This is a genomic window from Methylocaldum szegediense, from assembly GCF_949769195.1.
Classification (GTDB): domain Bacteria; phylum Pseudomonadota; class Gammaproteobacteria; order Methylococcales; family Methylococcaceae; genus Methylocaldum; species Methylocaldum szegediense.
This window is the reverse complement of sequence record NZ_OX458333.1, coordinates 1,777,652-1,789,090: the sequence shown is the minus strand read 5'-3', so window position 1 is coordinate 1,789,090 and position 11,439 is coordinate 1,777,652. Positions and strand designations below refer to the sequence as shown.

At 53.7% G+C, this 11,439-nt stretch carries 14 protein-coding genes; 10 read left to right on the top strand and 4 right to left on the bottom strand.

Features of this window, described 5'->3' with window-relative positions:
* Positions 1-69: 69 nt before the first annotated feature.
* Positions 70-501 carry a ferric iron uptake transcriptional regulator gene (gene fur / locus QEN43_RS07620; RefSeq protein ID WP_026608677.1) on the bottom strand — a complete coding sequence of 144 codons (432 nt, stop codon included), beginning with the start codon at positions 499-501 and terminating at the stop codon, positions 70-72.
* Positions 502-578: 77 nt separating this feature from the next.
* On the opposite strand from fur, the gene QEN43_RS07615 reads away from it, so the two are divergent.
* A complete protein-coding gene (locus tag QEN43_RS07615) occupies positions 579-1,031 on the top strand; it encodes an outer membrane protein assembly factor BamE (protein ID WP_036268305.1) in 453 nt (150 codons plus the stop codon).
* Between the two features lie 27 nt (positions 1,032-1,058).
* On the opposite strand, the gene QEN43_RS07610 is transcribed toward QEN43_RS07615, so the two are convergent.
* Positions 1,059-1,328, bottom strand: coding sequence for an RnfH family protein (locus QEN43_RS07610; protein WP_026608678.1), 270 nt, complete (start codon positions 1,326-1,328; stop codon positions 1,059-1,061).
* A 35-nt stretch (positions 1,329-1,363) separates the two neighbouring features.
* Positions 1,364-2,716, bottom strand: coding sequence for a sodium-dependent transporter (locus QEN43_RS07605; protein WP_026608679.1), 1,353 nt, complete (start codon positions 2,714-2,716; stop codon positions 1,364-1,366).
* A 108-nt stretch (positions 2,717-2,824) separates the two neighbouring features.
* Between QEN43_RS07605 and smpB the strand changes: the two genes are divergently transcribed.
* The 4 genes from smpB to QEN43_RS07585 all read left to right on the top strand — a co-directional run bounded on the left by smpB (position 2,825) and on the right by QEN43_RS07585 (position 6,065).
* Complete coding sequence (gene smpB, locus QEN43_RS07600; RefSeq protein WP_026608680.1) at positions 2,825-3,304, top strand: SsrA-binding protein SmpB; 480 nt, start codon at positions 2,825-2,827, stop codon at positions 3,302-3,304.
* A 111-nt stretch (positions 3,305-3,415) separates the two neighbouring features.
* Positions 3,416-4,654, top strand: coding sequence for a D-alanyl-D-alanine carboxypeptidase (locus QEN43_RS07595; RefSeq protein ID WP_162144231.1), 1,239 nt, complete (start codon positions 3,416-3,418; stop codon positions 4,652-4,654).
* A gap of 100 nt (positions 4,655-4,754) precedes the next feature.
* Positions 4,755-4,973, top strand: a complete 219-nt coding sequence (locus tag QEN43_RS07590; RefSeq protein WP_202901058.1) for a hypothetical protein — start codon at positions 4,755-4,757, stop codon at positions 4,971-4,973.
* A gap of 648 nt (positions 4,974-5,621) precedes the next feature.
* Complete coding sequence (locus QEN43_RS07585; protein WP_051331350.1) at positions 5,622-6,065, top strand: plastocyanin/azurin family copper-binding protein; 444 nt, start codon at positions 5,622-5,624, stop codon at positions 6,063-6,065.
* Between the two features lie 176 nt (positions 6,066-6,241).
* On the opposite strand, the gene QEN43_RS07580 is transcribed toward QEN43_RS07585, so the two are convergent.
* On the bottom strand, positions 6,242-6,970 hold the full coding sequence (locus tag QEN43_RS07580) for a helix-turn-helix domain-containing protein (protein WP_026608682.1): 729 nt from the start codon (positions 6,968-6,970) through the stop codon (positions 6,242-6,244).
* A gap of 284 nt (positions 6,971-7,254) precedes the next feature.
* Between QEN43_RS07580 and QEN43_RS07575 the strand changes: the two genes are divergently transcribed.
* From QEN43_RS07575 to carA, 5 genes are all read left to right on the top strand, one after another.
* Positions 7,255-7,656: a group II truncated hemoglobin gene (locus QEN43_RS07575; RefSeq protein WP_036267571.1), complete on the top strand. Its 402-nt coding sequence runs from the start codon at positions 7,255-7,257 to the stop codon at positions 7,654-7,656.
* 31 nt (positions 7,657-7,687) lie between these two features.
* On the top strand, positions 7,688-8,527 hold the full coding sequence (locus tag QEN43_RS07570) for a nucleoside/nucleotide kinase family protein (RefSeq protein ID WP_026608684.1): 840 nt from the start codon (positions 7,688-7,690) through the stop codon (positions 8,525-8,527).
* Positions 8,528-8,561: 34 nt separating this feature from the next.
* Complete coding sequence (gene metA / locus QEN43_RS07565; protein WP_026608685.1) at positions 8,562-9,632, top strand: homoserine O-succinyltransferase MetA; 1,071 nt, start codon at positions 8,562-8,564, stop codon at positions 9,630-9,632.
* Between the two features lie 196 nt (positions 9,633-9,828).
* Positions 9,829-10,065, top strand: a complete 237-nt coding sequence (locus QEN43_RS21730; protein ID WP_084161526.1) for a CDGSH iron-sulfur domain-containing protein — start codon at positions 9,829-9,831, stop codon at positions 10,063-10,065.
* A 163-nt stretch (positions 10,066-10,228) separates the two neighbouring features.
* Entirely contained in the window at positions 10,229-11,389 is a 1,161-nt protein-coding gene (gene carA / locus QEN43_RS07560; RefSeq protein WP_026608686.1) for a glutamine-hydrolyzing carbamoyl-phosphate synthase small subunit, read from the top strand.
* Positions 11,390-11,439: the final 50 nt, after the last annotated feature.

The window sequence follows — 11,439 nt, the reverse complement described above, 5'->3', positions numbered from 1 at the left end:
TGTCGAACACGCTCGGCGGAAAGTGAGCTTCATAGGGAAAGAAGAGGATTCTTGGAAATTCTTTTACAGCTACAGCGTCCCCTGACCCTTTTGGCAATCGATACAGACGCCGTATAGACAAAGCGAATGATCGGTCAGTTTAAACTGCTTTTCCTGCGCGATTTCTTTTTGGCGGCGCTCAATGAACTCATCGCTGAATTCTTCGACTCGACCACACTTGACGCATACGATGTGATCGTGGTGGTCGCCGCGATTTAGTTCGAAGATCGAATTTCCGCCCTCGAAATGATGGCGCTTGACCAAGCCCGCTGCCTCGAATTGGGTGAGAACTCGGTAAACCGTGGCCAAGCCGATTTCTTCCCCTTCGTTAAGTAGAGATCTATAGACTTCTTCCGCTGTCAAATGTCGGTCCGACCCGCTACGGCTTTCCAGCATTTCCAGAATCTTGACGCGCGGGAGCGTGACTTTGAGCCCGGCGTTTCGTATGTCTTGACTTTCCAAAGCGGCAACCTACGCAGTGTTTTGAGTCTGTTGATCGGGTATGATTGGACGATGGGTCCGATCGAAACAATCATATCATGGTGAAGCGCGTAACCGTAATAACCTACTGCCTCAGTCTGTTTTTGGCCGGTTGCTCCGTCAATAAGTTAAAAGATTATCTTCCCGGCGTATACGAGATCGACATTCATCAAGGCAATATTGTTTCCCAACAAATGGTTGACCAACTTCGCCCGGGTATGACCAAGCGCCAGGTGGCCTTCATCATGGGCACGCCGCTGCTCGTCGACCCGTTTCACGACAATCGCTGGGACTATCTCTATTCCAACGAGCCCGGCGGCAAGCCGCGGATTCAGAAACGGATCACCTTGGTTTTCGACAAGGACGAATTGATCGGTCTTCAAGGTGATTTTAGACCGGGCAATCTTCCGGAGATAGAACCAGGTAAGGATGTAACCATCGATATCCCCAAGATCGAACGCGAAAAAAGCCTTTGGGAAAAGATCACGGGACTCTTTGGAAAAAACGACTGAGGGGCCAACAATCGGTGTGATCCGGCCTCATTTCTTCGCAGCGCGAGCGCGGCGCGCTTCTTTGGGGTCCGCGATTAACGGGCGATAAATCTCCACTCGGTCGCCTTGTCTCAGCACACGATCGAAAGGGCAAACCTTTCCGAAAATTCCGATTTTATTTCTCGTGAGATCGATTTCCGGGAAACGGTTCAGGATACCGGATAGGGCAATGGCCGTTTCTGCGGTGGCGTTTTCCGGCACATCCACCGTTAAGATCACCTGCGTGTCCGGTTTCGCGTAGGCAACTTCCACTTTCATTGCGGCTGCTGCTTCTCGAGTGGAGTGTGAGGCGATCAAATCACGTCGATAGCGCTAAGCAGGACTAAGGCGACGGCGAAAGGTGAGACGTAACGAACGGCAAAACGCCAATAAGCGTAAGCCGATCCCATTTCGAGTTCTTCCTCGGAATTTTCCCGCCGCATAATCCAGCCGGCGAAAAACGCCACCAGAATGCCTCCGACGGGAAGCATGATATTGGCGGTAAGAAAGTCCACAAGTTCGAAGAAATTCTTTCCGAACCAGGTTACATCCGACCAGACGTTGAACGAGAATACGGTCCCTAGTCCCGATAGCCAACAAGCCACTCCGGACCAAAGACATGCGGTCTCGCGGGGCATTGCCCGATTTTCCGATAGCCAAGCGACCGCCGGTTCGATCAGCGCAATCGCGGACGTGATGGCCGCGAGGAATACGAGAAGGAAAAACAACGCACCGAACGTTGAGCCGCCGGGCATCTGGCCGAATGCGATCGGCAGTGTTTGAAAGATCAGGCCAGGACCCATGGTCGGCTCCAGATGATTGGCGAAGACGATCGGAAAAATGGCGACGCCCGCCAACAAAGCTACCAGCGTGTCGGCGGAGGCAACGAAAATCGTGGATTTTGAAATCGATACATGATCAGGGAGATAGGAGCCGTAGATCATGATGGCACCCATGCCCAATCCCAGCGAAAAGAAGGCCTGCCCCATCGCGACCAGCACGCTCTCGCCGTTAATGCGGCTGAAATCCGGTTTGAACAGGAATGATATCCCTTGGCTAAATCCTTCAGAACTCAGTGCGTAACCATCTAAAAGTATGAGCATGACGAACAAGCCCGGCATCATGAATCGTGTCGCACGTTCGAGTCCGCCACTGACGCCGCGGCTAACGATGAACATGGTGGCAGCCATGAAAATGGTGTGCCAAATAAACTGGATTTCCGGCGAGTATTTGAGTTCTTCGAATATGCGGCTGGCACTTTCCGGACTGATATGGTGCATCAAGCCGCTGTTCATCTTGAAGATGTAGAGCATCGACCAGCCCGCGATGACCGAGTAGTAGGACAGAATCAAAAAACCGGATATGACTCCGAGCCATCCGGTATAGTGCCAAGCAGGGTTGGCTTTCGCTTCTTGTGCCAGCGATAGCATGGTATTGATGGGATTTTGCCGGCCGCGGCGCCCCAGCATCGTCTCTGCAATCATGATCGGAACGCCGACAGCGGCAACGCACAATAGATAAACCAAGACGAACGCTCCCCCGCCGTTTTCGCCCGCCAAATAGGGAAATTTCCAAATATTTCCGAGTCCTATGGCCGAGCCGCTTGCCGCGAGAATGAAGGCTAAACGCGATGACCACTGGTTATGCAAAGAACGTTGATCGGTCATGTGTTCTCCGAGTTATTATGGTGAACCAATCACAAGGTCCTGGTGGCCTGAGGATGGGGTAAAATAGCAGGATTTTTCCATCGAGTCAGGCAACCCGGTTCTAAGTACATGGCTGCAAAGAAAAACAAGGATACCGCCGGAACGGGCATCATCGTCCTCAACCGGCAAGCCGCCCACGACTATTTTATCGAAGAGCGCTTTGAGGCCGGGTTGGTCCTCGAAGGATGGGAAGTGAAGAGTTTGCGTGCGGGAAGGGCGCAGCTGAAGGAGAGCTATGTCACACTGAAGAACGGCGAAGCTTGGCTGCTGGGCGCGCACATTTCTCCCTTGAGTTCGGCATCTACCCACGTTTCTCCGGATCCTATCCGGACGCGAAAGTTGCTTTTGCACAGACGAGAATTGAGCAAGCTCATCGGTCATGTGGAACGCAAAGGTTATACTTTAATCCCGCTCGCATTGTATTGGAAAAACGGGCGTGCCAAGTTGGAAATCGGCTTGGCACGGGGCAAGAAACAGCATGATAAGCGCGCCGCTGAAAGGGAAAGGGACTGGCAGCGCGAAAAACAACGTATCCTGAAACAACGTTGAAACCGAAGTTCTTCCGGCCGGTCACGGCTTGCCGGCGCAGGATGGAATATCGGTGAGTTGGACGCCGCTCTTCGGCTCAAGGATGAAAGCACCCTTTCTGACGACTTGACGATGACGATGCATTGGATTCAGCACAACCATCTCTTGGTTCTCGCTGTGTTGATCTTGGCGGGCAGCTTTTTCTTCTGCCATCGAGCCCAGGCGGGTCCCTATGCCGCTCTGGTGGCGGAATTGGAGAGTGAACGCCCGTTGTTCGAGCGAAATGCCAATGAGTTGAGGTATCCGGCATCGCTTACCAAGATGATGACCCTTTATCTGGTGTTCGAGTCTCTTGCCAAGGGGGAAATTACGTCGAATACCGTTTTTCGGGCATCGCGTTACGCCGTTTTACGTCCCCCGTCGCGGCTGGGCTTACAAGCGGGCAATTCGATAACGGTCGAGCAGGGTATTTTGGCGTTGGTCACGCGGTCCGCAAATGATGCGGCGGCGGTGATAGCCGAGGGAATGGCCGGTTCGGAGTCCGCGTTTGCACAGTTGATGACCGAAAAGGCACGCGAACTGGGAATGAGCCGCACCGTCTACCGGAATGCTTCCGGCTTGCCTGATCCTAATCAGGTCACGACGGCCTGGGATCAATTTCGCCTCGGGAAGTCCTTGTACAAAGACTTCCCGCAGTATTATCCCTATTTCTCCACGACCCAGTTCCAATTCCAAGGCCGCAGCTTTCATAACCACAATCATCTTTTGAAAACCTATCCGGGAGCGGATGGAATCAAGACCGGTTTCGTTAATGCATCCGGTTTTAATCTGGTCGCTTCGGCGCGACGCGGCGGGTATCGGTTGATCGGGGTGGTTTTCGGCGGAACCAGCGCATCGGCTAGAGATGCCCATATGCGGGACATACTTGATTATGGTTTTGCTCAACTCGATGGGCGGGAGTACACCATACGCACAGTTTCCTTTGATGAACCGGAACCTCCTGCCTTGCTTTCTCGTCCGAAACTGCCGGAACGCTCAGGTCAGAAACCGAGTTCGAAAAAGAAAGTTAAACTGGCCGACAATACCAGTCCCTCGAATAAGGGAGAAAACGAGCGCAGGAAGGACGCTTGGCAGGTTCGCGTAGGCTCGTTTACCGCCAAAAAATCGGCGGAACAGCGGTTGACGCAGGCGTTGAAGGCGGCTCCCTATCCTCTCCGCCATGCACGGGCGATGGTTGCCGCGCGTACGAAGGGCGGGAAGAAGCTCTATCTGGCCGTCTTCAACGGCATGAAGAAAGAGGATGCGGTTGCGGCCTGCAAAGCGCTCAAGCGTAAACGCATAGAGTGCATTTCAGGGAAGTCTTCGAGCTGATTCGCGCGGACGGTTGCCTGATGTGTTCGTGAAAGATTTCTATTGTGGGCGGGGCTGAGTTAAGCAAGTGCATGGCGGTAGCCGGCATTGTGGGTACGAGTTGGCTGATTTTTTATTAGCGCCGATTTTGATGTCTTTCGTTTCCAGCGCGCCGATGGCTTATCTCAGCGATTCCCTTGCTGACCGTTTGAAGGCACTTTGGCTGAAACGTCAGAATGCCGTCATCGTCGTTTTTCGCGGTCATCGCTTTAGCGATTGGGATTGTGCTGCTGCTGATCATCCCGTTGCTGGAGGAGCAGATCAGCCGGTTTATCGCTAACGTTCCCATATTTCCCGCTGGCTAGCCAGCCGTCTGGATTTGGTACTTCTTATCGGGATGTTTTCCGGGTTGGTCAGCTTCATACCCTACGCGGGCTCCATTTCCCGTGTCGTGGGGCCTCTCTAGCTGCGCTGGCTCAAGTCGGGGATCTGTGGTCGGTCGTTCCGGTTTTGGTCGTGTTCGGTGTGGGCGAGATGCTCGTGGGAATCTGGTTGACGTCATGGTTGATTGGAAACAAGATCGGGCTCCTTCCCGTCGCTGTCATTTTTGCCGACTTGGCAGGCGGACAATTGTTCGGGTTTCTAGGGGGGTATTGCTGGCCTTACCGGCTGCTTCGGTGATCATGGTGCTGGCTCGGCATATCCACGGCTTTTATAAAATGAGAGAACTGTATAACGGCAATGGCGGCGAAGTATCTGAGAAAAGTTCCGGACAATTCGGTTAACGAACCCTAGATACATCGCAGCACTGTCCGCTGCGAAAACTTCGTTCATGGCCCATTAAGCTAAATTCGTGTATCATCTGACACTGCGGTGTACGGTGAAATATCGGATCAAGTTTAGGAAAAGCGTTAGGCAAGACAGGGTTTGTTATCCGATTTGCCTGCCATCCGTGAGAAGTAAAAACAGTAGTGTTGGAGGTTATGTAATGACTTTTTATAAAAAAGCGATGCTTGCTGTAGCGGGTGCGGCGATGTTGGCATCGGCTGCCGTCAATGCGGAAACGATTGAAGTAAAAGGCCAAGGCGTCAAATTCGTGCCCGATGTTATTCACGCGAAAGTCGGCGACGTTATTTCGTTCCGCAATATGGCGACCCACTTCGTGGAGAGCGTGGAAGGCATGTGGCCGGAAGATGCGCCTAAGATGTTGTCCTCTATGGGCGCGGATTACGATTACACCGTCGAGAAAGAAGGTCTTTACGTTTTTAAATGCCCGCCGCACTGGGGAGCTCGTATGGGCGGCATTATGGTTGTAGGCGAACCGGCCGACCTGAGCGCTACGATAGACAAATATCTTCAGGTCGCCGATACCGTTAAAGAAGCGAAGCCCGCAAAAGGTCTTCTGAACAAATTCAAAGAGTCTCAGAAGTAAGTATTTCTTTGACTCTCTTAAAGGCGTGCCGGGATTAACGCGGCACGCCTTGTTTCTGTACATTCCCACATAAAATCTTTCCGTTATCCGGTTACGGCTGATATCGTTCGCGATAGCCTCGTTCCGTATACGGATTCCTAAAATTTCTGGTCTATGGAAACCCGCTTCATACCCTATCAGCGGTGGGTATAGGTTGCCCTCAACGTTTCCAGGTCCAGAATACGGATGTGTTTCTGCCGGACTTTAATCAGTCCTGCATCTTCCAAATTCCGCAAGGTCCGGCTCACGGTTTCGAGTGCCAAGCCCAGGAAATTGCCTATCTCTTGTCGAGTTAGGGTGAGATTGAAATCCACAGGAGAGAAACCGCGTTTCTTAAGACGGTCGGAAAGGTTCAGAATGAACATGGCAACCCGGTCTTCCGCCGCACGTTTGTTGACGATTATTTGGTCAGTTTCTTCATCGAGTTTGGCGCTGGCGTGGCGAAATAGCTCCCGTAGCAGGTTCGGCACCTCGTGGCACAGCTGATCGAGTTGGTCTGCCGGAAGCTCGCAGTAGCTCAGGGTTTCGAGGGCAATCGCAGAGCATTTGTGGTGATTGGTGGCTAATGCATCCAACCCCAACAATTCTCCCGGTAAGAGGAAGCCCGTTATATATTCATACCCCTGGGTATCGTAAATGACCGTTTTGGCCGTACCCCCTTTTATCGCTATCACACCGCGGAATTTATCGCCTTCCCGAAAAATATGCTCGCCGCGTTGCAAGGTTTTCTTTCGGGCGACAATGCGGCTGATGCGCTCGATGTCCTCTCGGGCTAATCCCCGAGGAATGCATAGGGATGTCAGACTGCAATTCTGACAGGTAACTTGCAGCTTGGTTTTGAGGTCGAGTGGATTGGTTGTGGTCACGAGTTCGGTCAGGAAACTGGTCAGCGGAGATTAGCGGTTTGTAATTCTCAAGACTTAGTAAAAATCGGAGGTGGATACAAGAGGCTAAGGACACATACTTCCCTGCACTGGTACCCACAATCGCGAGGCGGCGGCCTTGCGTCAAGTTGTCGAGCGGCTAAGCGCGGCTCACCGTCTTTTTATATTAAACATAACTTCCCGGATTGGGGAGTCAACACCCGGATCGAACTGGACTGTTCGGGGTCCGAACCTGGTAAAATTCGAGCAACTTATGGTGGTTCGGAATGATGGCGAATGATCCCGACGAAGTGACATCTTACCGGCTGGTCGGCGGAGAGAAGGCGGTACGAGAATTGGTGGACAGGTTTTACGAATACATGGATACATTGCCGGAGGCTCGCGATATTCGCGCGATGCATCCGGTGGACTTGACCAGTTCTCGAGAGAAGCTATTCATGTTCTTGTCCGGCTGGCTGGGTGGACCCCAGCTTTATCAGCAGGCATTCGGGCATCCGCGGCTCAGGATGAGGCATTTTCCGTTTCCGATAGGCATAAAGGAACGGGACCAGTGGCTGCTTTGCATGTGCAAGGCTCTTGACGATATGCCTTTAGAGCCCGCGCTGCGCGAAGGGCTAGCACGGGCATTCGCGCAACTCGCGAATCACATGATCAATCAGGGCGAATAGGCGCCCATTACATTCGGATACGGAAAATACCATGAGAATGAGTCCCGAGGCGTTCTTTGAGTGGGAGACCAAGCGTATCACGCTGCTGGGTATGTCCGGCGTCGGCAAGACAACGCTGGCCAACAGTCTGCCCAAGGACACTTGGTTCCATTACTCCGGCGATTATCGGATCGGAACTCGATATCTGGATGAACCGATTCTCGACAACATCAAGCGGCAAGCCATGGACGTGCCGTTTTTGCGCGATTTGTTGCGGTCCGACTCGATTTATATCCGCAGCAACATCACCGTGAACAACCTGGCTCCGGTTTCGACTTTTCTCGGAAAAATTGGCGACCCGGCAAAAGGCGGCCTTACCCTTGCGGAATTCAAGCGCCGTCAAGCCTTGCACCGACAGGCCGAAATCGCCGCTATGCGCGACGTGCCCGCATTCATCGAGAAAGCTCAGTCCATCTACGGGTATAAGCATTTCATCAACGACGCCGGCGGTAGCGTGTCCGAATTGGATGATCCGGAAACGATCAGGACGCTCGCGGAGCACACCATTATCCTGTACATCAGGACTACACCGGAATTGGAGCACGTTCTGATCGAACGCGCACAGCGCGAGCCCAAACCGCTGTATTACCGAGAGGAATTCCTGGATCAGCAGCTCGCCGAATTCATGGCGGAGCGGGGCTATTCGGCCGTTGAGGAGATTCCACCGGACGATTTCGTATCGTGGGTGTTTCCGCGGCTGTTCCGCGCACGCCTGCCCAATTACGAAGCCATTGCCGACGAGTATGGCTATACCGTCGACGCCGATGAAGTCGCGGGTGTTCGGAATGAGGACGATTTCATTCGTCTGGTTATGAACGCTTTGGCGCGCTGATTCAGTCGATCCGTTCTTGGGGGAGTTGAAAGACATGCCTTTGGTAGCCCATACCGACCTGCCCACGTTTAAACGCTTGCGGGAAGAGGGGCAGGAGATCCTTTCGGTCGAACGTGCTCGGCACCAGGACATCAGGGAAATGCATATCGGGCTCCTTAACATGATGCCGGATTCGGCTCTGGAAGCGACCGAACGGCAGTTTTTCCGTCTCGTGGGGGCGGCCAATCCGATCGTTCAGTTTCATATGCATCCGTTTACGATCGATGGCATACAGCGTAGCGATCAGGCACAAAGCCACATCGACCGCTACTACGAGACTTTCGAGCAGATCAAACATGACGGGCTCGACGGATTGATCGTGAGTGGCGCGAACGTCACCCATCCTCATCTTCCCGAGGAAGCATTCTGGAAACCTTTGACCGAAGTGTTCGACTGGGCGAAACAGAACGTTACGTCCATTTTGTGTTCATGTCTCGCGACCCACGCGCTGTTTCAGTATTGCCATGGAGTAGAACGCACTCATTTGGGCTTCAAGCGTTGGGGAGTGTATTCGCACCGGGTGGTCGAGCGGCGGCATCCCCTGGTTGCCGATATCAATACGCGTTTCGACGTGCCTCATTCCCGGTACAACGAAATTTTTAGGGAAGACATGGAAACAGCGGGACTCAAGGTTCTGGTCGAGAGTGCGGAGGCGGGTGTACATTTGGCGGTGAGCCCAGACCTGTTACGCGTCGTTTACTTTCAAGGTCATCCCGAGTACGACACGATCAGTCTGCTGAAAGAGTACAAGCGCGAAGTGATGCGCCATTATTACGGTGAACGCGAGGACTATCCTCCCTTTCCGGAGCATTATTTCAATCAGGAGGTAGGCGAACTGCTCAACGAGTACGGACAGCATCTCCGGCGTGCGAGGCGGCGGGGCGAAGCGCCTCCAGATTTTCCCGAGGAAGCGGTGATCCGGTATTTGGACAATACCTGGCGGGATACCGCGAAGGCGGTGTTCAACAATTGGCTGGGGTGTATCTACCAGGTGACCGACCAGGATCGGCGCAAGCCGTTCATGGACCATATCGATCCGGACAATCCGCTCGGTCTTCGGATATGATCCGTAAAGTGGCGAACGGAACTCGGTCTGTTCTGTTCGAGTCGTATCGCGGAACCGGCGAAAGTTATGGCGTTCGTGCCGTGATCCCGATGGTGTGGAAATGGCGATTGTGGCATAGCCGGTCAGTAACGGGTTAGGTCTAAAAAGTGGCCCCTTATTTCCGACACAAAACGATAAACTACGAAAGGAGACGACGATGCCCGAACCAATGATCCCCCAAAAAGCGCCTTATGCCCTAGAGCTACGACCCGGTAAATACTGGTGGTGTTCGTGCGGACGGTCCGCCAAGCAGCCGTTCTGCGACGGATCACATAAAGGAACGGAATTTTCGCCGGTACCCTTCGAACTCAGTGAGACAAAGAAAGTTTGGCTTTGCGGCTGCAAGTCCAGTGAGAAAAAGCCTATGTGCGACGGAACTCATAACCGCTTGTGACGCTTCGGAGCGGCGCAACGTTGGCCATATGGACGACAGGCCCACATAGACAGTGGATGACGATTTTTCGTAAAATTTCCGTCAATTTAACGATATCGACGAATAACGGCGACGGGACGGACCATACGGTTCTTCCCGTTTTGCATGTCTACGGTGACACAAATTGAACACGCCCGCATTATTGGCCTTGGAAGACGGCACGGTTTTTCGGGGTATCTCCATCGGAGCAGAGGATTGTTCCGTCGGTGAAGTGGTCTTCAACACCTCGATGACCGGTTACCAGGAAATCCTGACGGATCCATCCTACGCCCGTCAGATCGTCACGCTTACGTATCCGCACATCGGCAATGTCGGCATCAACCGCGAGGATGTGGAGTCTGCGGGGGTATTCGCCAGCGGTCTGGTCGTTCGCGATGTGCCCGTACATTCGAGCAATTGGCGGGCTGAGAAAACTCTTCCGGAGTATCTGAAAAAAAACGGGGTGGTAGGCATCGCGGGAATCGATACCCGAAAGCTGACCCGCATTCTTCGTGATAAAGGGGCCCAACGCGGCTGTCTTATGGCCGGTAAGGAGGTCGATGCGGATTACGCCGTGACCAAGGCGAGAGAATTTCCAGGATTGCAAGGCATGGACCTAGCCAGGGAGGTCACCGTGCGGCAACGTTATGACTGGGCGGAAACTTCCTGGCGGCTCGGAAGGGGATACGGCGAACGCGACCAAGGTCGATTCCACGTCGTCGCCTACGATTACGGCGTCAAACGCAACATCCTTCGCCTTCTCGCCGATCGCGGCTGCCGTTTGACGGTCGTTCCTGCCACGACGCCGGCCCAGGAGGCACTGGCGTTGGAGCCCGACGGTATTTTCTTATCGAACGGGCCGGGGGACCCAGAACCCTGCGATTACGCGATTCGAGCCATCCGGGAGTTTCTGGAAATCAAGATTCCAGTATTCGGCATCTGCCTCGGTCATCAATTGCTGGCGTTGGCGAGCGGCGCGAGGACGGTGAAGATGAAATTCGGTCACCATGGTGCCAACCATCCCGTTCAGGAACTGGATACCGGGCGGGTGTTGATCACGAGTCAGAACCATGGTTTCGCTGTGGACGAAAGCAGCCTTCCGCAAAATGTGCGGCCGACCCATCGTTCGCTCTTCGACGGCAGCCTGCAAGGCATTGAATTGACCGATCGCCCCGCCTTCGGTTTTCAGGGCCATCCCGAGGCAAGTCCGGGGCCACACGATCTGACGCCGCTTTTCGACCGCTTCATGGAAAGCATGGCCTATCGCGAGGCTGGCGGGCGGGCGCGCACGGCACCCGCGGGTTGAGTTTATCTCGCGGTCCCGAACCAGCTGACGCTGGGGTTTACATCAACGAT

Bases quoted from the DNA above. Each gene is read 5' to 3' on its own strand.
- QEN43_RS07615 (WP_036268305.1), top strand. From the start codon at position 579: ATGGTGAAGCGCGTAACCGTAATAACCTACTGCCTCAGTCTGTTTTTG.
- QEN43_RS07610 (WP_026608678.1), bottom strand. From the start codon at position 1,328: ATGAAAGTGGAAGTTGCCTACGCGAAACCGGACACGCAGGTGATCTTA.
- QEN43_RS07605 (WP_026608679.1), bottom strand. From the start codon at position 2,716: ATGACCGATCAACGTTCTTTGCATAACCAGTGGTCATCGCGTTTAGCC.
- smpB (WP_026608680.1), top strand. From the start codon at position 2,825: ATGGCTGCAAAGAAAAACAAGGATACCGCCGGAACGGGCATCATCGTC.
- QEN43_RS07595 (WP_162144231.1), top strand. From the start codon at position 3,416: ATGACGATGCATTGGATTCAGCACAACCATCTCTTGGTTCTCGCTGTG.
- QEN43_RS07585 (WP_051331350.1), top strand. From the start codon at position 5,622: ATGACTTTTTATAAAAAAGCGATGCTTGCTGTAGCGGGTGCGGCGATG.
- QEN43_RS07575 (WP_036267571.1), top strand. From the start codon at position 7,255: ATGATGGCGAATGATCCCGACGAAGTGACATCTTACCGGCTGGTCGGC.
- QEN43_RS07570 (WP_026608684.1), top strand. From the start codon at position 7,688: ATGAGAATGAGTCCCGAGGCGTTCTTTGAGTGGGAGACCAAGCGTATC.
- metA (WP_026608685.1), top strand. From the start codon at position 8,562: ATGCCTTTGGTAGCCCATACCGACCTGCCCACGTTTAAACGCTTGCGG.
- QEN43_RS21730 (WP_084161526.1), top strand. From the start codon at position 9,829: ATGCCCGAACCAATGATCCCCCAAAAAGCGCCTTATGCCCTAGAGCTA.